The sequence below is a fragment of the Pseudomonas sp. NFACC37-1 genome (assembly GCF_900101575.1).
In the GTDB taxonomy this organism is placed as follows: domain Bacteria; phylum Pseudomonadota; class Gammaproteobacteria; order Pseudomonadales; family Pseudomonadaceae; genus Aquipseudomonas; species Aquipseudomonas fluorescens_AA.
This window is the reverse complement of sequence record NZ_FMUZ01000001.1, coordinates 354221-379644: the sequence shown is the minus strand read 5'-3', so window position 1 is coordinate 379644 and position 25424 is coordinate 354221. Positions and strand designations below refer to the sequence as shown.

General features: G+C 61.1%; 18 protein-coding genes. 5 read left to right on the top strand and 13 right to left on the bottom strand.

Translation table 11 applies throughout. The annotated features are described in order from the left end of the window. Positions 1-29: 29 nt before the first annotated feature. From BLP82_RS01605 to BLP82_RS01570, 8 genes are all read right to left on the bottom strand, one after another. Entirely contained in the window at positions 30-1511 is a 1482-nt protein-coding gene (locus BLP82_RS01605) for a mannitol dehydrogenase family protein (RefSeq protein ID WP_092164773.1), read from the bottom strand. A gap of 15 nt (positions 1512-1526) precedes the next feature. Continuing rightward, the gene (locus BLP82_RS01600; RefSeq protein ID WP_060742532.1) at positions 1527-2630 is read right to left on the bottom strand and encodes an ABC transporter ATP-binding protein; all 1104 of its coding nucleotides are present in this window, start codon (positions 2628-2630) and stop codon (positions 1527-1529) included. Between the two features lie 138 nt (positions 2631-2768). Continuing rightward, the gene (locus BLP82_RS01595) at positions 2769-3599 is read right to left on the bottom strand and encodes a carbohydrate ABC transporter permease (protein WP_060742531.1); all 831 of its coding nucleotides are present in this window, start codon (positions 3597-3599) and stop codon (positions 2769-2771) included. Between the two features lie 10 nt (positions 3600-3609). Further along, entirely contained in the window at positions 3610-4545 is a 936-nt protein-coding gene (locus BLP82_RS01590) for a carbohydrate ABC transporter permease (protein WP_092164772.1), read from the bottom strand. Positions 4546-4695: 150 nt separating this feature from the next. Further along, a complete protein-coding gene (locus tag BLP82_RS01585) occupies positions 4696-6006 on the bottom strand; it encodes an ABC transporter substrate-binding protein (RefSeq protein WP_092164771.1) in 1311 nt (436 codons plus the stop codon). Between the two features lie 307 nt (positions 6007-6313). Beyond that, complete coding sequence (locus tag BLP82_RS01580) at positions 6314-7219, bottom strand: AraC family transcriptional regulator (RefSeq protein ID WP_092164770.1); 906 nt, start codon at positions 7217-7219, stop codon at positions 6314-6316. Positions 7220-7289: 70 nt separating this feature from the next. Then, positions 7290-8573, bottom strand: coding sequence for a glycosyltransferase (locus BLP82_RS01575; RefSeq protein WP_092164769.1), 1284 nt, complete (start codon positions 8571-8573; stop codon positions 7290-7292). 77 nt (positions 8574-8650) lie between these two features. Beyond that, complete coding sequence (locus BLP82_RS01570) at positions 8651-9031, bottom strand: response regulator (RefSeq protein WP_092164768.1); 381 nt, start codon at positions 9029-9031, stop codon at positions 8651-8653. Positions 9032-9282: 251 nt separating this feature from the next. Between BLP82_RS01570 and BLP82_RS01565 the strand changes: the two genes are divergently transcribed. From BLP82_RS01565 to BLP82_RS01545, 5 genes are read left to right on the top strand one after another with little or no spacing between them, the layout of a single operon-like run. Further along, positions 9283-12768 carry a response regulator gene (locus tag BLP82_RS01565; RefSeq protein WP_092164767.1) on the top strand — a complete coding sequence of 1162 codons (3486 nt, stop codon included), beginning with the start codon at positions 9283-9285 and terminating at the stop codon, positions 12766-12768. After that, positions 12768-13583, top strand: a complete 816-nt coding sequence (locus BLP82_RS01560) for a CheR family methyltransferase (RefSeq protein WP_092164766.1) — start codon at positions 12768-12770, stop codon at positions 13581-13583. Before BLP82_RS01565 ends, BLP82_RS01560 begins: the two co-directional genes overlap by 1 nt. Further along, positions 13580-14167 (top strand): chemotaxis protein CheB, encoded by a 588-nt coding sequence (locus BLP82_RS01555; RefSeq protein WP_060742524.1) that lies wholly within the window; start codon positions 13580-13582, stop codon positions 14165-14167. The genes BLP82_RS01560 and BLP82_RS01555 overlap by 4 nt, the downstream gene beginning before the upstream one ends. 5 nt (positions 14168-14172) lie before the next feature. Then, positions 14173-15453 carry a hybrid sensor histidine kinase/response regulator gene (locus BLP82_RS01550; protein WP_092164764.1) on the top strand — a complete coding sequence of 427 codons (1281 nt, stop codon included), beginning with the start codon at positions 14173-14175 and terminating at the stop codon, positions 15451-15453. Next, positions 15446-15823: a response regulator gene (locus BLP82_RS01545; RefSeq protein ID WP_060742522.1), complete on the top strand. Its 378-nt coding sequence runs from the start codon at positions 15446-15448 to the stop codon at positions 15821-15823. Before BLP82_RS01550 ends, BLP82_RS01545 begins: the two co-directional genes overlap by 8 nt. A gap of 226 nt (positions 15824-16049) precedes the next feature. Here the strand turns inward: BLP82_RS01545 and BLP82_RS01540 are convergent, their stop codons facing one another. The 5 genes from BLP82_RS01540 to BLP82_RS01520 form a co-directional block, all read right to left on the bottom strand. Next, positions 16050-17720 (bottom strand): response regulator, encoded by a 1671-nt coding sequence (locus tag BLP82_RS01540; RefSeq protein WP_092164762.1) that lies wholly within the window; start codon positions 17718-17720, stop codon positions 16050-16052. Further along, positions 17717-19219 carry an ATPase domain-containing protein gene (locus tag BLP82_RS01535; RefSeq protein WP_092164760.1) on the bottom strand — a complete coding sequence of 501 codons (1503 nt, stop codon included), beginning with the start codon at positions 19217-19219 and terminating at the stop codon, positions 17717-17719. The genes BLP82_RS01540 and BLP82_RS01535 overlap by 4 nt, the downstream gene beginning before the upstream one ends. A 248-nt stretch (positions 19220-19467) precedes the next feature. Then, a complete protein-coding gene (locus BLP82_RS01530; RefSeq protein ID WP_092164758.1) occupies positions 19468-20526 on the bottom strand; it encodes a tetratricopeptide repeat protein in 1059 nt (352 codons plus the stop codon). Positions 20527-20825: 299 nt separating this feature from the next. After that, a complete protein-coding gene (locus BLP82_RS01525; protein ID WP_092164756.1) occupies positions 20826-22247 on the bottom strand; it encodes an efflux transporter outer membrane subunit in 1422 nt (473 codons plus the stop codon). Continuing rightward, on the bottom strand, positions 22244-25423 hold the full coding sequence (locus BLP82_RS01520) for an efflux RND transporter permease subunit (RefSeq protein ID WP_092164754.1): 3180 nt from the start codon (positions 25421-25423) through the stop codon (positions 22244-22246). Before BLP82_RS01520 ends, BLP82_RS01525 begins: the two co-directional genes overlap by 4 nt. Position 25424 lies beyond the last annotated feature (1 nt).

The window sequence follows — 25424 nt, the reverse complement described above, 5'->3', positions numbered from 1 at the left end:
CGCCACAAAAAGCGACCGCGTCCGCAAGCTCAGTCTGCGTCAGCCAATACCCGCTCAAGTGTTCGTGTTACCCCGTGCTCGCGCAAGCTGTTGCAGCACCATTCGAATGCTGCCACGAACTCCGGCGAACGTGGGATCGCCGTGCCAAAGATTTCTTCGACTTCCAACATCCGCTGGGTCACCAGCGCATCGTCAGCCACCAGCGCCTGGCAGAACGCCGCCCGTGGATCGGGGATCGAATAAGTCACGCCGTTCTCGTCCACGCCCTTCAGGTACACGGCCCAGGCCGCCACGACCAGTGCTGCACGGCGGGTTTCGCCGCCGTCGGCAATCAAACGGTTGATGGTCGGGACGGTGAATTTTGGAAACTTCGACGAGCCGTCCGAACAGACACGCTCCAACTGGTCGGCAATCGCCTGGTTGGAAAAGCGTTCCACCAGGGTGTTCTTGTAGTCGGTCAGGTCGATGCCTGGTACAGGTGCCAGTTGCGGTGTCACGTCCAGGTCCATGTAGGCGCGCATGTAACGCACGAACAGCGGGTCGTTCATGGTTTCGTGGACGAAGCGATAACCCTTGAGAAAGCCCAGGTAGGTCAGCGCCAGGTGGCTGCCGTTGAGCAACTTGATTTTCATTTCTTCATAGGGAGAAACGTCATCGGTAAACTGCACGCCGACCTTTTCCCAGGCCGGGCGACCGTTGACGAATTTGTCTTCCAGCACCCATTGCACGAACGGTTCGCAGACCACCGGCCAAGCGTCGTCGATGCCATGTTCGTCATGTAGTTGCAGGCGATGGGCGACGCTGGTCATGGGTGTGATGCGGTCGACCATGGCATTGGGGAAGCTGACGTTGCGGTCGATCCATTGCCCCAGCTCCGCGTCGCGCAACGCGGCGAAGGCCAGCAATGCCTTGCGGGTCACGGCGCCGTTGTGGGGCAGGTTATCGCAAGACATCAACGTGAACGCCGGGATACCGGCGGCGCGACGCTTGGCCAGGGCGGCGCAGAGGAAGCCGAAGACGGTTTTCGGTGCCTCGGGATGGCTCAGGTCGTGCTGGATCTGCGGCAGATGGGCCATGAATTCGCCATTGCTGTCGTCGATGCAATAGCCACCTTCGGTAATGGTCAGCGAAACGATGCGGATCTGCGGATCGGCCAGTTTGTCGATCAGCGCCTGGGCGCCGTCTTCGGCCAGCAACATGTCATTGATCGCGCCAATCACCCGGACTTCGGTGTCATCGGTGTCGCCCAGTTCGTACAGGGTGAACAGGTAATCCTGGCTGGCCAAGTCGTCCCGGGCACGGCGATCCTCGGCCCGCAGGCCCACGCCGCAGATGGCCCAGTCCAGGTCGACACCGGTGTTCATCAGCGCATCGGTGTAGTAGGCCTGGTGAGCCCGGTGGAAACCGCCGACGCCGATATGGGCGATGCCTTGGCGGATATCGCCCAACGGGTAGGCAGGCAGGGCTACGTCAGGGTTGAGGTTGTGCAGGTTTTGTCGGTTGAGTTTCATCGCAATTCTCGGCAATCAGGCAGCGGCGCGCAGCGCGCGGCTCACCGCCACGCCCTCGGCATCGAATAAGTGGCAGTGTTCGGCGTCCAGGTGCAGGTTCAGTTGCTCGCCGAAACGGCTCGCCAGGTCGCCGCGAACCCGCATGGTCAAGGCTTCGCCGGACGTCGTGACGACATGGCAGAAGGTGTCGCTGCCCAGCCGCTCGCTGACGTCGGCGGTGACTTGCAACGTGCAATCGCCCGGTTGCGCCAGGTTCAGGTGTTCCGGACGAATCCCCAGGGTCACCGCGCCGCCGACGCTCAGGTTGGCACCGCTGCGCGGCAGGTTGATACGCGTGCCGGCGTCCAGCAGCACCTCGCAGCCCTGGCTGTCCAGGGCGGTGACCTTGCCTTTGAGGAAGCCCATTTTCGGTGTGCCGAGGAACCCGGCGACAAACAGGTTGGCCGGCTGGTGATACAGCTCCAGCGGCGAGCCGACCTGTTCGATGCGCCCGCCATTGAGCACCACCACCTTGTCGGCCAGGGTCATGGCTTCGACCTGGTCGTGAGTCACGTAGATCATGGTCGCCTGCAGTTCCTTGTGCAGGCGTGCCAGTTCCAGGCGCATCTGCACCCGCAGGGCGGCGTCGAGGTTGGACAGCGGTTCGTCGAACAGGAAGATTTTCGGGTTGCGCACGATGGCCCGGCCGATCGCCACGCGCTGGCGCTGGCCGCCGGACAGTTGCTTGGGCTTGCGCTCGAGCATCGGCCCCAATTCGAGGATGCGCGCCGCTTCGTTGACCTTCTTCTCGACTTCGGCCTTGGGCACACCGGCCAGGTCGAGGGCGAAGGACATGTTCTTGCGTACGCTCATGTGCGGATACAAGGCGTAGGTCTGGAACACCATGGCCAGGTCGCGCTTGGCCGGGCTGACCTCGGTAATGTCCCGGCCATCCAGTTCGATGGTGCCGTCGCTGACCTCTTCCAGACCAGCGATCAGCCGCAGCAGTGTGGATTTGCCACAGCCCGACGGGCCGACGAAGACCACGAACTCGCGGTCGTTCACCTCAAGGTCGATGCCCTTGATGATGGAGAAGCCTTCGAAACCCTTTTGCAAATTCTTGATTTTCAGGTTGGCCATGATGATGGGCCTCCACTTGTCATTTATTCAGTTGACTGGGAAAGATCGCAGCCTCGTTGCACTCGACAGCTCCTACAGGGCTCTTGAAGGCTGTGGGCTGTGCGTAGGAGCTGGCGAAGCCTGCGATCTTTTGACGGTTCATTTCACTGCGCCGAAGGACAAACCGCGCACCAGCTGTTTCTGGCTGATCCAGCCAAAGATCAGGATCGGCGCGCAGGCCAGGGTCGAGACGGCCGACAATTTGGCCCAGAACAAACCTTCCGGGCTGGAGTAGGAAGCGATCAACGCCGTCAGGGGCGCGGCCTTGGAGGAGGTGAGGTTCAGCGACCAGAACGCCTCGTTCCAGCACAGGATCAGCGACAGCAGCACGGTGGACGCCAGGCCGCCCTTGGCAATCGGCAGCAGCACACGGACCATTTCCTGCCAGAGCGTGGCGCCATCCAGGCGCGCGGCCTCGAGGATGTCGCGAGGAATGTCCTTGAAGTAGGTGTAAATCATCCAGACCACGATGGGCAGGTTGATCAGCGTGTAGATGATGATCAGCGCGATGCGCGTGTCCAGCAGGCCAAATTGCTTGGCCAGCAGGTAGATCGGCATCAGCACGCCCACCGGTGGCAGCATTTTGGTGGAGAGCATCCACAACAACGTGCCTTTGGTGCGCTGGGTTTCATAGAACGCCATGGAATAGGCCGCCGGTACCGCGATCAGCAGGCACAGGGCGGTGGCGCTGAAGGAAATCACCACGGAGTTCCAGGCGAAGCTGAAGTAATTGCTGCGCTCGTTGATGTGCAGGTAGTTCTCCAGGGTCGGTGTGAAGATGAACTGCGGCGGCGTGGCGAACGCATCGATTTCGGTCTTGAAGCTGGTCAGCACCATCCAGAAGATCGGAAAGAAGATCAGGATCGCGATGGCCCAGGCCAGCGTGCCCAGCAGCAGGCTTTGCAGACGACGGGATTGTTGAAGAGTCATGGCGACGGCCTCAATGCTTGTCGGTGAGGTTTTTGCCGATCATCCGGACGAGGATGATGGCGGCGATGTTGGCAATGACTACGGCGATCAAGCCACCGGCCGAAGCCATGCCGACGTCGAACTGCACCAGCGCCTGGTTGTAGATCAGATAGGCAAGGTTGGTGGAGGCATAGCCGGGGCCACCGTTGGTGGTGGTGAAGATCTCGGCGAACACCGACAGCAGGAAGATGGTTTCGATCATCAGCACCACGGCAATCGGGCGGGCCAGGTGCGGCAGGGTCAGGTGCCAGAAGATCGCAATGGGGCCGGCACCGTCCAGACGAGCGGCTTCTTTCTGTTCCTGGTCCAGCGACTGCATGGCAGTCATCAGGATCAGAATCGCAAAGGGCAGCCATTGCCAGCTCACGATGATGATGATCGACAGCAGCGGGTAATGGGCCAGCCAGTCCACCGGCTGGGCGCCGAACAGCTTCCACACCGAGGCGAGGATGCCCGAGACCGGATGGAAGATCAGGTTCTTCCAGATCAGCGCACCGACGGTGGGCATGATGAAGAACGGCGAGATCAGCAGCACGCGGACGATGCCGCGACCGAGAAACTCACTGGCTTCCAGTAGCGCGCTGATCAATACCCCGAGGACGATACTGATCAACAGCACGCTGCCCACCAGCAACAAGGTATTGGTGGCGCCGGGCATGAAACCCGAGTCGGTCAGGAAATAGGTGAAGTTCTCCAGCCCGACGAATTCGTTTTCGCCGGGGTAGAGCAGGTTGTAGCGGATCATCGAGAAGTAGACGGTCATGCCCAGCGGCACGATCATCCACAGCAGCAACAAGGCCACCGAAGGGCTGACCAGGAACCAGCCGGGGTTGGCCAGGCGGATCTTGCGCGCCGGCGGCGGGGCAATCTCGATGGGGGCTTTGGCGGTTGTAGTTGAGCTATTCATGGCATTGAACCGATTTTGTGCAGGCCTACAAAAAGTCCCTGTGGGAGCGGGCTTGCTCGCGAATAGGGCAGCACATTCAACATCAATGTGACTGACAGATCGCTTTCGCGAGCAAGCCCGCTCCCACAAAAGACAGAGCGGCGGCGCGGGTTACTTGGGATACCCAGCGCGTTTCATCTCGCGTTCGGTGGTGGACTGCGCGGCGGTCAACGCCTGGTCCACGGTCTGCTGGCCGGTCAGCGCGCCCGAAAAGAATTTGCCCACCTGGGTGCCGATGGCCTGGAATTCGGGAATGGTCACCAGCTGGATGCCGATGTAGGGCACCGGCTTGAGGGTTGGCGCTTTCGGATCGGCGACTTTCAACGATTCCAGGGTCACCTTGGCAAACGGCGCGGCCTTCATGTACTCGTCGCTGTAGGTCGAGGTGCGGGTGCCTGGCGGTACGTTGGCAATGCCGTCGGTCTTGGCGACCAGTTGGCTGTACTCCTTGGACGTCGCCCACGTGGTAAAGACCGTGGCGGCTTCCTTGGCTTTGGAGCTGGTCGGGATGGCCAGCGACCAGGAGTACATCCACGAGGTACCTTTGTCGGTTTTTTCGTGGGGGGCGAAGGTGAATCCAACGTGATCGGACACCTTGCTCTGGGTCTTGTCGGTGACGAACGAGCCGGCGACGCTGGCATCCACCCAGATCGCGCATTTACCGCTGTTGAACAGCGCCAGGTTTTCGTTGAAACCGTTGCTGGAGGCGCCCGGCGGGCCGGATTTCTTCATGTTGTCGACATAGAAGTTGAGTGCGTCTTTCCACTCGGGGCCATTGAATTGCGGCTGCCACTTCTCATCGAACCAGCGCGCGCCATAACCGTTGGCCAGGGTGGTGATGAGCGCCATGTTCTCGCCCCAACCGGCCTTGCCCCGCAGGCACAGGCCATATTGCTCCTTGGATTTGTCGGTGAGTTTTTCCGCGAACTCACCGATCTGGCTCCAGGTCGGGTGTTCGGGCATGGTCAGCCCGGCGTCCTTGAACAGGTCCGTGCGGTAATAGGTGATCGAGCTTTCGGCATAGAACGGCAGGGCGTACAGCGAGCCTTTGACCGACAAGCCATCGCGCACGGAAGGGAAGACGTCGTCCAGGTCGTAGGAGGCCGGCAAATCCTTCATCGGCTCCAGCCAGCCCTTGGCGCCCCAGAGTGCTGCTTCGTACATGCCAATGGTCAGCACGTCAAACTGCCCGCCTTGGGTGGCGATGTCGGTGGTCAGGCGCTGGCGCAGGACGTTTTCTTCGAGCACCACCCAGTTCAGCTTGATGTCCGGGTGCTCGGCCTCGAAGGTTTTCGAGAGCTTTTGCATGCGGATCATGTCGCTGTTGTTGACGGTGGCAATGGTGAGGGTCTGTGCGCCGAAGCTGACGCTACTGAGGGTCATGCAGGTGGAAACAAGCAGAGCTTTTACCGAAGGTTTCATCGCGCACTCCTTTTCCGCGCCCGAAAGCTGCGGAAGGACAGTTATTGTTTTTGTGTCTTCCGGATGAAGGGAAGAATGTGCGCTGATTACAGCCTTCAATGGACGGTGTGACAAATCATCCGTCGCACTTGCACTGATACTTTTTTGCACTTAAGAAAATTTCTGGTAGGGAATTCATCTCTGGCGAGGGGATTTATCCCCGCAGGGCTGCAAAGCAGCCCCAAAAATGTATCTACCCTGGAGGCGGATCAGAAAACCCAGGGGGCCGCTTCGCGCCCCAGCGGGGATAAATCCCCTCGCCACAGGGTCAGCCCTGGTTCTGCTCGGTCAACCGCTGCACCGCCAGCCGCCGGTAGTGGGAGGGCGTCATGCCCTTGAGCTGCTGGAAACGCCGATTGAAATTGGAGATGTTGTTGAAGCCGGATTCAAAACACACGTCCGTTACCGGTTTGTCGCCGTCGGCCAGCAATTCGCAGGATTTGCTGATGCGCAGGCGATTGACGAATTCGATGAAGCAGCGGCCAGTGGCCTGTTTGAATACTCGGCTGAAGTAGGTGGGTTTCATGCCCAGGTGTTCGGCGACTTCTTCCAGGGGCAACTCCCGGGCGTAATGGGCAAAGATGTAGTCCACCGCGCGGTTGGTGCGGTCGATGCTGTGTTCGTCCGCCGTTTGCGGGGCGGTCGCGCCGGACAGCAGTTGGTAGTCATCCGTGGCGGCCAGCAGCTCCATCAGGATGAAAAAGTGCCCCAGGCGGCTCATGCCCTGGGAATCGGCAATGCGCTGCATCAGGATCATGGCCTGGCGGATGGTGCGCTTGCAGCGGAACTCGATGCCGTACTGGGCGCGTTCGAGCAGCGGTGCGACCGTCTTGAGTTCGGCGAATACCTGGTGGCCGCTTTCGAACAACTCGTCGGTGAAGTTCACCAACATGTCGCGCTTGGGCACCACTTCGTCCTCGGCCACCTGGCTGATCCAGTTGTGGGGGAGGTTGGGCCCGGTGAGAAACAGCGATTGGGGGTAGAAGTTGCCGATGTAGTCGCCAATGAACACCTTGCCGGAACTGGCGACGATCAAGTGCAGCTCGTATTCCTTGTGGAAATGCCAGCGCACCAGCGGGCAGGGAAAGCCGTGCTGGCGGTAGATGATGGACAGCCCGTTATGGTCGTCCATCAACTCGTAGGAGGGGTCGGTGACTCTGGCTGTTCGGGTCATGGGCCTGGCGCTTTTATTGTTATCGCCACTGGATAATGCCCCCTTCGCCAGGCAGGTGCCACCCTGGTGTCTAACCGTTGCGGTTTTTTTCTTCGATCCACTGGGACATGTATTGGGTGCTTTTGTGCTGGTGGTGACGCAGCATGCTGCCGGTGAAATTGTCCCGGCGTCGTTGTGCCAGGTCTGCCCGGCAAGCGTTGATGCTGTCGATCAGCGCCGGCCCATGCACCTGTTGCCGGTAGCGGCTCGCCAGCAGCGCCCGGCCGGCGTGCTGGGCCTGGGTCCAGCGCGCCTGGTCGCTATACAACTGCACCGCCGCGTCGGCGATGCCTACGGCGCTCTGGGCAATCGACCCGGGCCAGGGCATGTCGCCGTGCATGGCTTCGGCTCCCACGGGCGTGGTGACGTTGGGGGTGCCGCAGAGCATGGCGTCGATCAGCTTGCCCTTGATCCCGGCGCCGAAACGCAACGGCGCCAGGCAGATGCGTGCCGCCGACATGACCTGCAAGGCGTCCTCGGCCCAGTTCATGATGTGAAAGCCCTGGGCCGGATTGTGCAGTGCGGCGGCCTTGGGCGGGGTATAGGCGCCGTACAGGTGCAGTTGTGCGCCGGGCAATTGCTGGCGGATCAGCGGCCAGATGGCGTTCTTCATCCAGAGCACGGCGTCCCAGTTCGGCGCGTGGCGAAAGTTGCCGATACTCAGGAAATGCGCCCGGTCCTCGAACGGTGGCGACGGTTCACTGGGCAGGTCCAGCATCAGCGGGCACCAATGCAGCAGGTTGCGAGGCAGCTTGAAGTGCTCCACCAACAGTTCGATTTCAACCTCGGACACCATCAGGTTGAGGTCGCAGCGGTACAGGGCGGCGATTTCTCGCTTGGCCAGGTCGGTGTCGGCCATCCATTGGAACTCCTCGCCCAGGGCCGGGGCGAAAAGATCGCTGAAGTCCTCGCTCGCCTCATCGCGCTTCAGGCGCTCTTTCAGGCGTTGATGCCGGGCGTGACGCAGGCTTTGCAGGTCGGAGGTCTCCAGCACCCGCAGGGCCCCGGGGCAGTGCTTTTCGACGCGCCAGCCGAACTGTTCTTCCATCATGAACTGGTCGAACAGCACGATGTCCGGCGCAAGTGCATGGATGAACGCGTCGAAACTGCTGTTATTGAGCTCGATGGGCACTTCGCGGATGCCCAGCGCGACCAGGTCGGCGCGCTGCTCCCCCGGGCCGGCCGGGCTGCTGAAGGTGATGTCCCAGCCTTGGCCGAGGAAGGTGTCGAGGATCTGCATGACATGCCCACTGGCCGCCGATGAGCGCGGCTCGGGCCAGACATAGCCGATAACCAGGACTTTGGTGGCAGTCATGAGCAAGGGGTTCCTCGGAGCGAATCAGGCGCCATCGGCGCGCGGGGCGCCGATAGTGACCAAGAATGCGATCCGGCTCAAGCAAGAATGCGTTTGACCTTGTCCCGCAATTGATCGATGGAGAAGGGTTTGCCGATCACCGACATGCCTTCAGGCACATCGATGCTTTCGGCATAGCCGCTGGCAAACAGCACCGGCAGCTGTGGACGCTCGAGTCGAGCCTGCTTGGCCAATTCGCGTCCGTCCATTACCGGCAGGCCGACGTCGGTCATCATCAGGGCGATGTTCTGTTGGTGGTCACGCAAAAAACTCAGCGCTTGCTCACAGCCGTCCGCCTCCAGCACCTGGTACTCCAGTTCCTCCAGCACGTCGACGATCAACATCCGCACGATGTCATCGTCTTCGACTACCAGGATGGTGGGCTGGGTGGCGGCAGGGGTGGTGGGCATAGTCGACATTCTCGAAAGATGGGAGCGGGAGGGGCACGAAAAAAATGGCCTCATTCATGAGTAAGTGCCAAGGCGGCACAAGTTCCCTGGGTTGTACAAGAAAGGATCTATAGTACAAGAGCTGACAAGGATAGTCGCTTCCCTGCTATAAGACGGATTGTCGTGGGATTTGCCTCCTTGACTTGTCAGAAAATGTGGATCCAGGCGCGGTTTTTCGGGCAAACTCCACCGATTTCAACTGTCCACCAAGGCCCCTTTCCATGACTCCTTCGTCTTCGGTCGACGAGCAAAGTTTTCGCAAGCTCCTGAGCCGCAATATCAGCCTGCCGTTGGGCATAGGCGCCCTCAGCGCGGTGTTTTTCGTCATCCTTATCACGTACCTGCTGTCGGTGATCCAATGGGTCGGCCATACCGACAGGGTGATCAATAACGCCAACGAAGCGCTCAAGCTGAGCGTGGACCTGGAAACCGGCATGCGCGGCTACCTGTTGAGTGGTGACGAACACTTCCTCGACCCCTATGAAGTGGCCAAGCCACGGATTGCCGTGGCATTGGACACATTGCTGGAATTGACAGCCGATAACCCTGTCCAGACCGACCGCCTGCACAAGATCCAAGCACTCCAGACGGAGTGGGCCAATTACGCCCAAAGCATGATCGACCTGCAACGCAGCAGCGGCGATTACCGGGGGGCGGTGAAGGCCGGGCGCGGTAAGCGCCTGACCGACGAAATTCGCCAGTCCTTCGAAGAGGTCGTCGAGACCGAGCAACAATTGCGTGCGGCGCGCAACCAGGACGTGCGCACCACGACCGTCTGGAGCATTGCCTTTTACCTGTTGTTCGTCGCAGCGGTCAGCGGGCTTCTGGCCTATGTCGGTCGCCGGGATCTGTTGAACCTGTCCGAAAGCTACAGTGCCAGCCTGAAAGTCCAGCAACGCAGCGCCTTGCACTTGGAAAAGCAGGCCTGGCTGCGAAGCGGCCAGACGCAACTGGCCGAGCAGGTCCTGGGGCAATTGTCGCTGAACCTGTTGGGCCGCAATATCCTGCAGTTCTGTGCGAAGTACCTGGGTGTCGCTGTCGCTGCGCTTTATGCGCGGGAAGAAAGTGGCGTCTTAAGGCGTGTCGCCACCTACGGGCTCTCCCGGGAGGATGAAGAACAACAGCAAGTGATCGTCGCCGGCGAAGGCATCGCTGGTCAGGCCGTGCAGCAGGGGCGCCTTATCCGTCTGGACGATGTACCGGACGATTACCTGAAAGTCAGCTCCGGATTGGGGCAAGGTCTGCCCAACAGCGTGCTGGTAGTGCCCACCAGTGACGATGACCGGATCAACGGTGTCATTGAACTGGGATTCCTGCGGCCATTGACCGAGCGTGACATCGAGTTGCTGGAACTGATCGCCGGTAATATCGGCACTTCCATCGAAGCCGCCCGTTATCGCCAGCGTCTGCAGGAAGTACTGGCCGAAACCCAGCAGTTGAACGAAGAGCTGCAAGTCCAGCAGGAAGAACTCAAGACCGCCAACGAAGAGCTGGAAGAACAGTCGCGCATCCTCAAGGAGTCCCAGGCCCACCTGGAAGCCCAGCAACAGGAACTGGAGCAGACCAACGAGCAATTGGCCGAGCAGCGCGACGCCATGGACCAGAAGAACAGCGAATTGAACCTGGCCCAGATCCAATTGCAGGAGCGCGCCGAAGAGTTGCAGCGCTCGAGCAAGTACAAGTCCGAGTTCCTGGCCAATATGTCCCACGAGTTGCGCACGCCGCTCAACAGCTCGCTGATCCTGTCCAAGCTGCTGGCGGAGAACCCGCAGCACAACCTCAGCGAGGAGCAGGTCAAGTTTGCCGAGTCGATCTACTCCGCCGGCAACGACCTGCTGAACCTGATCAACGACATCCTCGACATCTCCAAGGTCGAGGCCGGAAAGCTGGAAGTGCGTCCGGAAAACACCAGCGTGCAGCGTCTGGTGGAAGGGCTGCAGGATATGTTCAAGCCGTTGGCGGCGGACAAGGGCCTGAATTTCGAGGTCCAGGTGCTGCCCGATGTGCCGGCGATGCTCTACACCGACCGCCAGCGCCTGGAGCAGGTGATCAAGAACCTGCTGTCCAACGCCGTGAAGTTCACCGAGCAAGGTTCCGTCAGCCTGTCCGTGGCCGGTCAGCCAGGCTCGGGCATCGCGTTCATGGTGCGGGACTCCGGGATCGGCATCGCCGCCGATCAACAGCAAAGCATTTTCGAAGCGTTCCGCCAGGCCGATGGCACCACCAACCGTCGCTACGGCGGCACCGGCCTGGGGTTGTCGATTTCCCGGGACCTGGCCATGTTGCTGGGCGGCTCGATTTCGGTCTCCAGCGAGCCGGGGCAGGGCAGTGTGTTTACGCTGGTATTGCCTGAGCGTTATGTCGAGCCCGGTGATATGCCGATAGCGCCGATGACCTTCACCCCGACGGCCTCCGCGCCGGCGCCTGTTGCGCCAAAAGCCGCACCGGCGCCGCTGGTCGCCGACGTGGACACGACGCCGATTACCCGGTTCGCCGACGACCGCGACAAGGCGCCGTTCGACACCCGATGCATCCTGGTGATCGAAGACGAGCCCAAGTTCGCCCGCATTCTGTTCGACCTGGCCCACGAGCTCGGTTACCAGTGCCTGGTGGCCCACGGTGCCGACGAAGGTTTCGACTTGGCTCTGCAACTGGCTCCCGACGCGATCCTGCTGGACATGCGCCTGCCGGACCATTCCGGACTGACGGTGTTGCAGCGACTCAAGGAACAGGCCGAAACCCGGCACATCCCCGTGCACGTGATTTCCGTCGAAGACCGTGTCGAAGCCGCGATGCACATGGGCGCCATCGGCTATGCCGTCAAGCCGACTACCCGTGAAGAACTCAAGGACGTGTTCGCCCGCCTGGAGGCCAAGCTGACCCAGAAGGTCAAGCGGGTGCTGCTGGTGGAAGACGATGATCTGCAGCGCGACAGTATTACCCGCCTGATCGGCGACGATGACATTGAGATCACCGCCGTTGGCTTGGCCCAACAGGCCCTGGACCTGCTGCGGACCAATGTCTACGACTGCATGATCATCGACCTGAAGTTGCCGGATATGCTCGGCAATGACCTGCTCAAGCGCATGTCCAACGAAGACATCTGTTCCTTCCCGCCGGTGATCGTCTACACCGGGCGCAACCTGACACGGGACGAAGAAGCCGAACTGCGCAAGTATTCACGCTCGATCATCATCAAGGGCGCCCGTTCGCCAGAGCGCTTGCTGGACGAGGTGACACTCTTTTTGCACAAAGTCGAATCCCGGTTGTCCCATGAACGACAGCGGATGCTCAAGACCGCCCGCAGCCGCGACAAGGTGTTCGAAGGCCGCAAGGTACTGTTGGTGGACGACGATGTGCGCAACATCTTTGCCCTGACCAGCGCCCTGGAGGCGAAGGGGGCGATCGTGGTCATCGGCCGTAACGGCTTGGAGGCGATCGATCGCCTGAATGAATTCGACGACATCGACCTGGTGCTGATGGATGTGATGATGCCGGAGATGGACGGTTTCGAAGCCACCACGCTGATCCGCAAGGATCCGCGCTGGCGCAAGCTGCCTATCATCGCCGTGACGGCCAAGGCCATGAAGGACGATCAGGAACGCTGCCTGGCGGCGGGTTCCAATGACTACCTGGCCAAGCCGATCGATCTGGATCGTCTGTTCTCGCTGATTCGCGTGTGGTTGCCGAATATGGAAAGAATTTAGTGGAACGTGACACTGACATTGAACTTCGTTTGTTGATCGAAGCGATTTACCTCAAGTACAGCTACGATTTTCGCGATTATTCCGGGGCCTCCATCAAGCGCCGGGTCCACCATGCGTTGAGTCAGTTCGAGTGCAAGACCATTTCGGCCTTGCAGGAGCGCGTGCTGCACGACTCGGGTGTATTCATGCAGTTGCTGCAACTGCTGACGATCCCTGTCAGCGAGATGTTTCGCGACCCCTCGCATTTCCTGGCGATACGCGAGGAAGTCGTACCACTGCTCAGGACGTACCCCTCGATCAAGATCTGGATCGCCGGTTGTAGCACGGGAGAGGAGGTCTACTCCATGGCGATCCTGCTGCGAGAAGAAGGCCTGCTGGACCGCACATTGATCTACGCCACCGATATCAATCCGCGCTCGTTGGAAAAAGCCAAGCAGGGCATTTTCTCCCTGGAAAACGTGCGCAACTATACGCAGAACTACCAGAATGCTGGAGGACGGCGATCGTTTGCCGATTACTACACAGCCGCCTACGATTACGCGATGTTCGATAAAACCCTGTGCGAGAACGTGACCTTTGCCGATCACAGCCTGGCGACCGACAGTGTTTTTTCAGAAACTCAATTAATTTCGTGTCGCAATGTATTGATATATTTCAATAAAAAGCTGCAAGATCGTGCGTTTGGACTGTTCCATGAGTCCCTTTGTCACCGTGGTTTCCTGGTATTGGGCAGTAAGGAGACATTGGATTTTTCGGCTTACGGTCATCGATTCGAGCCGTTGGTCAAACAGGAACGGATCTATCGCAAGTTATGAATCAGACCAAGGACAGATCCAACCCGCCCATCGAGGCCATTGTCGTCGGTGCATCGGCCGGCGGCGTCGAAGCGTTGCTCAGGGTATTCGGACACCTGCGCAAAGGTTTCGGCCTGCCCATCCTGGTGGTATTGCATTTGCCGAATGAGCGCGACAGCCAGCTGGCCTCCGTGCTCGGCCATCGCCTGGCGGTGCCGGTGGAGGAGGCCCGGGACAAGCTGGACATCGCACCGGGTACCTTGTACGTCGCCACGCCCGGCTATCACTTGTCGGTCGAGGCCGACCGTTGCCTGTCGTTGAGCCTGGAGGAGCCCGTACATCATTCGCGACCGTCCATCGACGTGCTGTTCGAGTCGGCCGCCGATGTCTACGGCGAGAAGTTGCTGGCCGTGGTAATGACCGGTGCCAATGGCGATGGCGCCCGGGGCCTGGCGAAGGTCAGGGCGCTGGGTGGCATCACCGTGGTCCAGGACCCCGCTGAAGCCCAAGTCGCGACCATGCCCGAAGCGGCGCTGGCCCTGCATGAGCCCGACCATATCCTTACTTTGCAAGGCATCGGCCAATTGCTGGCCGGGCTGGAATGAACCACATGCCAAGAGATGTTCAAGCCAAACTGCTGATCGTCGACGATCTGCCTGAGAATCTGTTGGCCCTGGAAGCGTTGATCAGGGGGCCTGACCGCGAGGTCTTCAAGGCCCTGTCGGCGGACGAAGCACTGTCCCTGCTGCTGCAACACGACTTTGCCCTGGCCATCATCGATGTGCAGATGCCCGAGATGAACGGTTTCGGGCTGGCCGAGCTGATGCGCGGCACGGAGAAGACCCGCAGCATCCCGATCATTTTCGTCAGCGCCGCCGGTCGTGAACGCAACTATGCCTTCACCGGTTATGAAACCGGCGCGGTGGACTTCCTGCACAAGCCGCTGGACACCCAGGCCGTCAAGAGCAAGGTCAATGTGTTCGTCGAGCTGTATCGCCAGCGAAAGGCCATGAAGGAGCAAGTCGTTGCCCTTGAGCAGAGCCGGCGGGAACAGGAGGTCCTGTTGCAGCAACTGGAGGCCACCCGCGGCGAGCTGGAGCAAGCAGTGCGTATGCGTGACGACTTCATGTCCATTGTCGCCCACGAGGTGCGCACGCCCCTCAATGGCCTGATTCTCGAGACCCAACTGCGCAAGATGCACCTGGCCCGGGACAATGCCGCGGCCTTCAGCCTGGACAAGGTACGGGCGATGGTCGAGCGCGATGAGCGCCAGATCAAGAGCCTGATCCGGCTGATCGAGGACATGCTGGATGTGTCGCGGATTCGTACTGGCAAGCTGTCGATCCGTCCGACCCGCTTCAACTTGACGGCACTGGTGGAAAACCTGCTGCGCAACTTCCAGCCGCAGTTTGCCATCGCCGAGTGCTCATTGACCTGCCTGGCCGAGCCGGCGGTGGAGGGGCTGTGGGATGAGTTTCGCATCGAACAAGTGGTGTCGAACCTGTTGACCAATGCGCTGCGCTACGGTGGCAAGAGCCCGATCGAAGTGCGCGTCTACCGGACGCCCGAGCATGCCTGCATCGAGGTCCGGGACCACGGCATCGGCATCAGCGAGGAGAACCAGAAACGTATCTTCCAGCAGTTCGAGCGCGTATCGTCCAAGGCGGCCGCTTCAGGCCTGGGGCTGGGGCTGTTCATCTCCGAGCAGATTGTCACGGCCCATGGCGGGACGATCACGGTCGACAGTCGCCTCAATGAGGGGGCGTTGTTTCGTGTTTGCCTGCCCTTGCAGAAAACTGTCTTGGACAAAACCGCCGAACAGACGCAACCTCTGAGAGACCCTAAGGTCGTATCAGCAGCTATTGATCGAACAAAGGCTTCTCATGAGTGAAGATGCGCAAGATGTTGTATTGATCGTCGAGGATGACCCGTCGATCCTGATGGTGCTGTCGGCCTACCTGTCGGGCGAGGGATATCGGGTGCTGCAGGCCGAAAACGGTGACCAGGCGTTCGAGATCCTGGCGAGCAAGCCGCATCTGGACATGATGATTACCGACTTCCGCCTGCCGGGCGGTATTTCCGGGGTGCAGATCGCCGAGCCTGCGGTCAAGCTGCGACCCGAACTGAAGGTCATCTTCATCAGCGGCTACGCGCAGGAAGTGCGCGACACCGATAGCCCCATTACCCGCAAGGCCCCGATCCTGGATAAACCGTTCGACCTGGATGAGCTACAGCGCATCATGCAGTCGATGTTGTCGTAGTAGGCCGGGTGCGGGAGCATGTCCCGGCAGATCAGGCAAAACCCTGCGGCGAGGGCGCTTGCTCCCGCTGGGCTATGTAGGAGCTGGCGAAGCCTGCGATCTTTTGATCTTTAGCTTGAGACTCAAGTGTCCGGGGAAAGATCGCAGCCTCGCTCCGCTCGACAGCTCCTACCGCGCCCCCCCCTTGCGGAAGCCAGCTTGCTCGCCACAACGCCTGCCCATCACCTCAGACCTTGATCATCTCCCGTACCTTGGCCGTCAACAAATCAAACGTGAACGGCTTGGTGATCATCTGCATCCCCGGGTCAAGGAAGCCGCCGCGTACCGCCGCATGCTCGGCGTAGCCGGTGATGAACAGCACCCGCAGGTCCGGGCGTACCTGCCTGCCGATTTCCGCCAACTGCCGACCGTTCATGCCCGGCAGGCCTACGTCGCTGATCAGCAGGTCGATGCGTTGGCTTGACTGGAGAATCGGAACCGCGCCATTGGCGTCGGCCGCTTCCACAAAGGCATAACCCAGTTCGCTCAACACCGCGCTCACCAGCACCCGCACCGCCGGATCGTCCTCGACGATCAGTACGGTTTCGCCGTCCTGCGCATACGGCGCATGTTGGGTGGTGACCTGGGGCTCGTGGACTTCTTCACCGCGGAAGCGCGGCAGGTACAGGTTCACGGTGGTGCCTTTGTCGACTTCGCTGTCGATGGTCACATGTCCGCGCGATTGCTTGCTGAAGCCATAGATCATCGACAGGCCCAGCCCGGTGCCCTGGCCGATCGGTTTGGTGGTGAAAAACGGGTCGAAAGCGCGGCCGATCACCGCTTCGGGCATGCCATAACCGGTGTCCTGCACGCTCAGCACCACATAGTCGCCGGGCTCCAGGTTGCTGTAGGCATCGGTGAAGTCGGCGTCCAGGTGTCGGTTGCAGGTCTGCACCACCAGGTTTCCGCCGTTGGGCATGGCATCCCGGGCGTTGAGCACCAGGTTGAGCAGGGCGCTTTCCAGTTGGTTGGGGTCGGCTTCGGCGATCCAGAGCTGTTCATCCAATCGCATGTCCAGGCGAATGCTTTCGTTGAGGCTGCGTTGCAGCAACTCGCCCATGGACAGCACCAGCGTATTCATCTGGACGGCCTTGGAGTCCAGCGATTGCCGTCGGGAAAACGCCAGCAGGCGATGGGTCAGGCCGGCGGCGCGGTTGGCCGAGGTCACGCCCAGGTCGATCAGGCTGTCCAGGTCCTCGGTACGGCCCCGGGCCAGGCGCCGACGCAGCAGTTCGAGGCTGCCGATGATCCCGGTGAGCATGTTGTTGAAGTCGTGGGCGATACCGCCGGTCAACTGGCCGACCGCTTCCATTTTTTGCGATTGGCGCAGGGCCTCCTCATTGTGGCGCAACTGGGCGGTACGTTCTTCTACCTGCTGCTCGAGGGTTTCAAGGGTGGTCTGCAGGCGCAGTTCACTGTTGCTGAGGTCGATCAGGCGGTCGCGGGCTTCGTACTGCCTTCGACGACCCCGCAGGGCGGTGGTCACCAGGCTGATCAGGGTCACTGGATGGAAAGGACGCTCGAGAAAGGTCACGTTGCCCAATTGCGTACCGACCCGGGCCGCCGGGTTCTGTTCCGGCCCGCCGTGATGGGTCAGCAAGACAATGGGCAGGTCGGACCAGGCTGGCTGCTGTTCGATTTGCTGGAACAGCGTTTCCAGTTCGGGCCCTACCAAGGCTTCCGAAGAAATCACCAGCAGGCCGGCACCGCTTTCCAACTCTTCGCACAAATGGCCCAGGTGACGGCAGATGAGGCCGGCAAAACCGGCTTCATTGAGGATCATCAAGGCAATCTGGCTGTCCCGTCCCAGCGGCGCGAGGATCAGCGCCCGCTCGGCCAGCGGCTCGGCCAGCGTCACCGGTGTTCATCCTTGAGCAGCGGGTTGCTCTCGCCCATGTAGGTGGGGACCCCGCGCAAGACACCTTGGAACGCCTCCAGTGGCTCGCCGATGGTCATGCCCACGCCGCTGATGCGGTATTCGCGGATGGTCGACTCGTGGCTGCCGGTGCGTTTCTTGATGATGGAGATCGCCCGGCGAACCTTGCCCAGTGCTTCGAAATAACGCAACAGAATCACCGTGTCGGCCAGATAAGTAATGTCCACGGGCGCCTGCATGTCGCCGACCAGGCCGTGCTGGGCGACGGTCATGAAGGTCGCCGCGCCCTTGCGGTTGAGATAGAGCAGCAATTCATGCATGTGCAGCACCAGGGCGTTCTCTTCCGGCATGGCCGCCTGGTAGCCGTTGATACTGTCGATGACCACGGTCTTGATGTTGCCCTCATCGACGCAACGGCGCACGCGGTGTGAGAACTCGCCGGGGGACAACTCGGCGGCGTCGACCTGTTCGATCAGCAGGTTGCCGGTCTCTAGCAGGGCTTGCAGATCGATGCCGATGTTTTTCATGCGCTCGAACAGCAAGCCCAGCTCTTCGTCGAAGATGAACAGCGCGGCCTTCTCGCCGCGCTGTACGGCGGCTGCGGCAAAAATCAGCGCGATCAGCGACTTGCCGGTACCCGCCGGGCCCAGGATCAAGGTACTGGACCCCGTCTCGATACCGCCGCCCAGCAACGCGTCCATTTCGCCTATGCCGCTGGAGAGTTGCTGGCGCAGGTACTGCCCACGGTGTTCGGCGGCTACCAGGCGCGGGAAGACGTGCACGCCGTCGCCCATGATGGTGAAATCATGGTAACCGCCGCGGTATTTCTGTCCGCGATACTTGACCACCCGGATCCGCCGCCGTTCGGCGCCGTAGCTGGGGGTCAGTTCCTCCAGGCGAATCACCCCGTGGGCGACGCTGTGCACGGTCTTGTCCAGGGATTCGGTGGTCAGGTCGTCGAGCAACAGGACCGTGGCGTCGTAGCGCACGAAATAATGCTTGATTGCCAGGATCTGGCGACGATAGCGCAGGGAGCTTTGCGCCAGCAGACGGATCTCCGACAGGCTGTCGAGCACGACCCGGGTCGGCTTGACCCGTTCGACCACTTCGAAAATCTGCCGCGTCGCTTCGCCCAGTTCCAGGTCCGAGGAGTACAGCAGGCTCTGCTGGTGCTCGGCATTGAGCAGGCTTTCGGGCGGTGTCAGCTCGAAAATATGAATATTGTCATCCAGCGTCCACCCGTGGGAGGCCGCGCCCTGACGCAGTTCACGCTCGGTTTCCGATAGCGTGATGTACAACGAGCGCTCGCCAGCCTTGGCGCCGGCTAACAGAAAATGCAACGCGACCGTGGTCTTACCAGTCCCAGGCTCCCCCTCTAGCAGGAACACATGGCTGCGGGACAAACCACCGGAAAGGACATCGTCCAGTCCTTCGATACCGGTGGCGGCTTTTGCACTGATCAACTCGTTAGATGTAGACAAAAATAGCCCTCTCATGACTAGGGAAGTGGGCAGCAGGCGGGGTAACGCCTGAAATCGACTGCCTGAACACTTGACCTTTGGCGGTGATGGCGGTTCCGCTTACATCGACAAAACGCGGTGTACTGCACAACTTTTGTAGGAGCTGTCGAGCGAAGCGAGGCTGCGATCTTTCTCCAGGCAATTGAGTCCTCCAGGCAATTGAGTCGCAGTTGAACAATCAACAAAAAGATCGCAGCCTTCGGCAGCTCCTACAGACCTTGTTGCAGTGCCGGGTCATCGGGGTTCAATTGTTCCAGTTTCGCCAACAGGATTTGAACGTTCTGCAGCTGACCGGTCTCCTTCCAATAGTTGATCAGCAACACTCGTGCCTTGCGGTCGGCGGGGTAGCGCTGGACGATTTCCTGCAACTGTTTCTGCGCGGCTTCCACTTCCTGTTCGGCGTGCAAGGTGGTCGCCAGGTCATAGCGGTAATGCCGGTTCTCGGGTTCCAGTTCCACGGCTTTTGCCAGGCCGAGCACCGCATACTCGCTCTGGCCGTGTTGCAGCAGCCACATGCCCAGCGCATGTTGCAGATAAGCGGACTGTGGTTGGGTTTGCAACTGTCGGGCGAGCAATTGTCGTGCGGCTTCGCTCTGGCCTTGTTTGTCCAGCACTTCGATCTGCATGACCAGCGCCGGGAGATTGTCCGGTTGCAAGCGCAAGGCTTGCTCAAGGGCCAATTGGGCTTTCTTCAATTCGGCGTTGTGCAGGTGCAGCCGGGCCAGCTGGTAGTGGGCGTCCGCGGTTTTCGGGCCATCCTCGAGCACCTGCTCCCAAGTATCGATGGCGATCTGCATCGCACCGAAATACAAACCGAGGTCATCCGGCGAGAGGCCCAGCAGCGCATTCACGGCAGCAAAGCGGACATTCGGGTCGTCATCATCCAGAAGCGGGCCGAGCAACAGGCTGCGCTGGCCCGTCGGCACCAGCCCGACGACGCTGCCGATGGCGGCCCGACGCACGTCCGGTGATTCGTTGTGCAGGTCAGCATCGGCCAGTTTCAGGGCTTGCGGGCTGGGGTAGTTGGGCAGTTCGGCGTGCAGCCACACACGGCGCTTGGGCGAGAGGTCCGGACGCCCCAGTTGCTGGTAAAGCATGCGCGCCGCCCCCGGCTGTCCGTTGCGGGCGCTTTCCAGGGCTTCACTGTAACCACGCTTGATCGCTTCGGGGATTTGCGGCGTAGTGCTGCGTAGCCATAGCGCGACAAGACCGATCAACAACAGGACACAGAGGCTTAGGAGCAGATAGCGGCGGCGAGGCGAGGGCATGCAGGGAATCCATTACCAGAAGCGTGAAATGTCGCAAGCTTCGGTCAGGTGGCGGCTTGAGTCAAACCTTGTCACAGCGGTAGCGGACCTGTGGGAGCGAGCTCGCTCGCGATGGCGGTTGAGCCGCCGACATCACCGCCAACTGATCCACCGCTATCGCGAGCAAGCTCGCTCCCACGATGGGCTCTTTCACGGTGGGTTGTGGGCGATAGGCAAAAAAAGCCCCGCGTCCAAATGAGCGCGGGGCAAAGAATTGGTTGGTTGCGGCCAACCAAAGGAGCTCGGTTGAGCAGGGCGGGTCAGTTGCTGGCAACGGTTTCTGGTTTCCAGCCGCCACCCAGGGCCTTGTAGATCGCGACGATGCCGCGGTACAGGTCCACTTCGGCCTGGGCCTGGGTGTCTTCGGCGGCCAGGCGTTCACGTTGGGCATCGAGCAGCACGAGGAAGTCCACGGTGCCTTCGCGATAGCGAATCTCGGCCAGGTCGGCGGCGGCGCGGCTCGATTCACTCTGACGGATCAGCGAAATCAGCCGTTGCTGGCGCTTGCCGTAGTCACTGAAGGCATTTTCCGATTCTTCCAGGGCCAGCAGCACTTGCTGTTCGTAAGTCGCCAGGGCGCCGTCCGCCTCGGCGTCGGCACCGCGCAAGCGCGCCCGCACGCTGCCCAGGTCGAAGGCGGCCCAGGTAATGCTCGGGCCCAGCGCCCAGGCGTTGGCGGCCGAGGAGCCGATCTGCGAACCGCGTCCAGCCGTGAAGCCAAGGAAACCGCTCAGGCTGACCCGGGGGAACAGATCGGCCTTGGCCACGCCGATGCGCGCCGTGGCGGCGGCCAGTTGGCGTTCGGCACTGAGAATGTCCGGGCGTCGTTGCAGCAGTTCACCCGGATCGCCGATGGGCAGGGCCTTGGCGATGGCCGGCAACTGTTTCGGGCTCAGGTCCACACTGAGTCTGTCCGGGCGCTCGCCCAGCAACGTGGCGATGCGATTGCGTTGGCGCACCTGTTCGGCCTGCAGTTGCGGCACGCTGGCTTCTACAGACGCCAGGCGGGCATCGGCACGCACCACATCGAGCTGATCGCCGACGCCGGCATCACGCAGGCTTTCGGTGATCTTGCGCGAATCCTGCTGGTTCTTCAGGTTGGCCAAGGCGATCTTTTCCCGCAGTTGCGCGCCGCGCAGTTGACCGTAGGCGTCCACCAGTTCGGCGATCATCGTCACCTGCAACTGATAGAGGTCGGCTTCGACCGCCTGCTGATCGGCATCGGTGGCTTCCAGGTTGCGCCGGATGCGGCCGAACAGGTCCAGCTCCCAGGCCATGTCCAGGCCCAGGTCGTAGCGCTCGGTGTTGACCCGGTCGGTGGTCTGCCCGGGAATCTGGCCTTTGCCCAGGTCACTGCTGGCACGGCTGGTGATGGTGGGCATGACGTCATTGCTGGCGTCATCGCGAATCGCCCGGGCGGCCCGCAAGCGGGCGAAGGCCACACGCAACTCGCGGTTGCCTTCCAGTGAGCGAGTCACCAACGCGTTGAGCGTCGGATCTTCGAACTGCTGCCACCAGACCCCTTCGAAGCGGGCCCGGTCGAAATTCTTCTGGCCGGCGGCACCGTCGGTGGCGGTGGTGATGGTCGCCGCCTCCGTTTGTGGTGCCTTGTAGTCCGGACCCACGGCGCAGGCGCTCAACGCCAGGGCCAGCAAGCTCGGAACGAACGCTTTCAAACTCATTGTTGCGCCTCCAGTTTCAAAGCCCGGGCCGCCTTGCGGGCCTCGCTGCGTTCGACGAAGTTGCGGATCAGTACATAGAACACAGGGGTGAGCAGCAGACCGAAGAAGGTCACGCCGAGCATCCCGGAGAACACCGCCACACCCATGGCATGGCGCATTTCCGCACCTGCACCGCTGGAGAACACCAGGGGCACCACGCCCATGATGAAGGCGAAAGAGGTCATCAGGATCGGCCGCAGACGCAGGCGGCATGCTTCGAGGACCGCCGCCAGCGGGTTCATGCCTTCGAGCTGTTTATCCTTGGCGAACTCGACGATCAGAATCGCGTTCTTGCAGGCAAGTCCCACCAGTACGATCAAGCCGATCTGGGTAAAGATGTTGTTGTCGCCACCGGAGAGAATCACCCCGGTAATCGCCGACAGCAGGGTCATCGGTACGATCAGGATCACCGCCAATGGCAGGCTCCAGCTTTCGTACTGGGCCGCGAGCACCAGGAACGCCAGCAGTACGCAGAGCGGGAACACGAACAGCGCGGTGTTGCCCGAGAGGATCTGCTGGTAGGTCAGGTCGGTCCACTCGTACGTCATGCCGTTGGGCAGTTCGTCCTTGAGCAGTTTCTCGATGGCCTTTTCAGCCTGGCCGGAGCTGTAGCCCGGGGCAGCGGCACCGTTGATTTCAGCGGTGATGAAGCCGTTGTAGTGCATTACACGGTCTGGCCCCGAGGTGTCGCTGACCTTGATGAAGGTCGCCAGCGGGATCATCTCGCCACGGTTGTTGCGCACCTTGAGCTGGCCGATCTGGTCCGATTCGAGACGGAACTGCTGCTCGGCCTGGACGTTGACCTGGTAGGTGCGACCGAAGCGGTTGAAGTCGTTGGCATACAGCGAACCCAGGTAGATCTGCAGGGTGTCGAAGATGTCGCTGACGGCCACGCCGTGGGTCTTGGCTTTTTCACGGTCGATGGCGGCATCGACCTGGGGCACGTTCACGGTGTAGCTGGTGAACAACCCGGCCAGTTCCGGCACGCTGCGGCTCTTGGTGATGATGTTCATGGTTTCTTTGTACAGCTCGTCGTAGCCCAGGTTGCCCCGGTCCTCGATTTGCAGGCGGAAACCACCGATCGTGCCCAGGCCCTGTACCGGCGGCGGCGGGAAGATCGCCATGTAGGCTTCCTGGATCTCCGAGTACTTGCCGTTCAAGGCACCGGCGATGGCGCCGGCCGACATGCTCGGGTCCTTGCGCTCGTCGAAGGGCTTGAGGGTCACGAACACGATGCCGGCGTTCGGGCTGTTGGTGAAACCGTTGATCGACAGGCCAGGGAAGGCCACGGCGCTCTCAACACCCGGTTGCTTGAGGGCCAAGTCGGACATGCGCTTGATTACGTCTTCGGTGCGATCCAGGCTCGCGGCGTCCGGCAATTGGGCGAAGGCCACCAGGTATTGCTTGTCCTGGCCGGGCACGAAGCCGGTCGGGGTGGTGGAGAAGCCGAAGAACGTCAGCACCATCAGGCCGGCGTAGAGCACCAGGGCGATGCCGCTGCTGCGGATCACCCGCGCGACGGTGCCCACGTAGCCATGACTGGCACGCTCGAAGAAGCGGTTGAACGGACGGAACAGCCAGCCACCGAACACCTTGTCCAGGAACTTGGAGAAACGGTCCTTGGGCGCGTCATGGCCCTTGAGCAGCACCGCGGCCAAGGCCGGCGACAGGGTCAGGGAGTTGATCGCCGAGATGACCGTGGAGATGGCAATGGTCAGGGCGAACTGTTTATAGAACTGGCCGGTCAGGCCGCTGATGAACGCCGCCGGAACGAAGACCGCGCACAGCACCAGGGCGGTGGCGATGATCGGGCCGGTCACTTCGCCCATGGCGCGTTTGGTGGCCTCCACGGGGGTGAGCCCCAGCTCGATGTTTCGCTCGACGTTCTCCACCACCACGATGGCATCGTCCACCACGATACCGATGGCCAGAACCAGGCCGAACAGCGACAGGGCGTTCAACGAGAAGCCGAACAGGTGCATCACCGCGAACGTACCGATCAGCGATACCGGCACCGCCACCAGAGGAATGATCGAGGCACGCCAGGTCTGCAGGAACAGGATCACCACCAGCACCACGAGGATCAACGCTTCGAACAGGGTGTGAACCACGGCCTCGATGGAGCCACGGACGAAGATCGTCGGGTCATAGACGATGCTGTAGTCCATCCCGGCGGGGAAGCCCTTCTTCAGCTCTTCCATCTTCTCGCGAACGTCATTGGAGATCTGGATGGCGTTGGAGCCCGGACGCTGGAAGATCGGGATCGCCACGGCTGGCTGGTTGTCCAGCAACGAGCGCAGGGCGTATTGGCTGGAACCCAACTCGACCCGGGCGATGTCCTTCAGGCGCGTGATCTCGCCGTCGGCGCCGGAGCGAATGATGATGTTCTCGAACTCTTCCTCGTTCACCAGGCGGCCCTGGGTGTTGATCGACAGCTGGAACGCCTGGGCATTCGGCGCTGGCGGCGCCCCCAGGGCACCGGCCGCCACCTGGCGGTTCTGTTCACGGATCGCGGTGACCACGTCAGTGGCGGTCAGGTTGCGCGAAGCGGTCTTGTTCGGATCCAGCCAGACCCGCAGGGAGTAGTCACCCATGCCGAACAGTTGCACGTCACCTACGCCACCCAGGCGCGCCAGCTCATCCTTGATGTTGAGCAGGGCGTAGTTGGACAGGTAGAGCATGTCGTAGCGTTTGTCCGGGGAGGTCAAGTGCACGACCATGGTCAGGTCGGGCGATGCCTTGTCCACCGTGATGCCGATCCGGGTCACTTCTTCCGGCAGCTTGGGCTCGGTCCGGGTGACACGGTTCTGCACCTGCACCTGGGCGTTGTCCAGGTCGGTGCCCAGGGCGAAGGTGATGGTCAAGGTGATCTTGCCGTCAGCGGTAGACTGCGAGGACATGTACAACATGTTCTCGACGCCGGTGATGGCTTGTTCCAGGGGCGCGGCCACGGTTTCGCCGATGACCTTGGGGTTGGCGCCGGGGAAGTTGGCACGTACGACCACGGTCGGCGGTACGACTTCCGGGTATTCGCTGATCGGTAGCTGGAACAGCGAGATGGCGCCGGCGATCAGGATCAGCAGTGAGAGCACTGCTGCGAAGATCGGCCGCGAAATGAAGAACTGGGAAAATTTCATC

Bases quoted from the DNA above. Each gene is read 5' to 3' on its own strand.
- BLP82_RS01605 (WP_092164773.1), bottom strand. From the start codon at position 1,511: ATGAAACTCAACCGACAAAACCTGCACAACCTCAACCCTGACGTAGCC.
- BLP82_RS01600 (WP_060742532.1), bottom strand. From the start codon at position 2,630: ATGGCCAACCTGAAAATCAAGAATTTGCAAAAGGGTTTCGAAGGCTTC.
- BLP82_RS01595 (WP_060742531.1), bottom strand. From the start codon at position 3,599: ATGACTCTTCAACAATCCCGTCGTCTGCAAAGCCTGCTGCTGGGCACG.
- BLP82_RS01590 (WP_092164772.1), bottom strand. From the start codon at position 4,545: ATGAATAGCTCAACTACAACCGCCAAAGCCCCCATCGAGATTGCCCCG.
- BLP82_RS01585 (WP_092164771.1), bottom strand. From the start codon at position 6,006: ATGAAACCTTCGGTAAAAGCTCTGCTTGTTTCCACCTGCATGACCCTC.
- BLP82_RS01580 (WP_092164770.1), bottom strand. From the start codon at position 7,219: ATGACCCGAACAGCCAGAGTCACCGACCCCTCCTACGAGTTGATGGAC.
- BLP82_RS01575 (WP_092164769.1), bottom strand. From the start codon at position 8,573: ATGACTGCCACCAAAGTCCTGGTTATCGGCTATGTCTGGCCCGAGCCG.
- BLP82_RS01570 (WP_092164768.1), bottom strand. From the start codon at position 9,031: ATGTCGACTATGCCCACCACCCCTGCCGCCACCCAGCCCACCATCCTG.
- BLP82_RS01565 (WP_092164767.1), top strand. From the start codon at position 9,283: ATGACTCCTTCGTCTTCGGTCGACGAGCAAAGTTTTCGCAAGCTCCTG.
- BLP82_RS01555 (WP_060742524.1), top strand. From the start codon at position 13,580: ATGAATCAGACCAAGGACAGATCCAACCCGCCCATCGAGGCCATTGTC.
- BLP82_RS01550 (WP_092164764.1), top strand. From the start codon at position 14,173: ATGCCAAGAGATGTTCAAGCCAAACTGCTGATCGTCGACGATCTGCCT.
- BLP82_RS01545 (WP_060742522.1), top strand. From the start codon at position 15,446: ATGAGTGAAGATGCGCAAGATGTTGTATTGATCGTCGAGGATGACCCG.
- BLP82_RS01530 (WP_092164758.1), bottom strand. From the start codon at position 20,526: ATGCCCTCGCCTCGCCGCCGCTATCTGCTCCTAAGCCTCTGTGTCCTG.
- BLP82_RS01525 (WP_092164756.1), bottom strand. From the start codon at position 22,247: ATGAGTTTGAAAGCGTTCGTTCCGAGCTTGCTGGCCCTGGCGTTGAGC.
- BLP82_RS01520 (WP_092164754.1), bottom strand. From the start codon at position 25,423: ATGAAATTTTCCCAGTTCTTCATTTCGCGGCCGATCTTCGCAGCAGTG.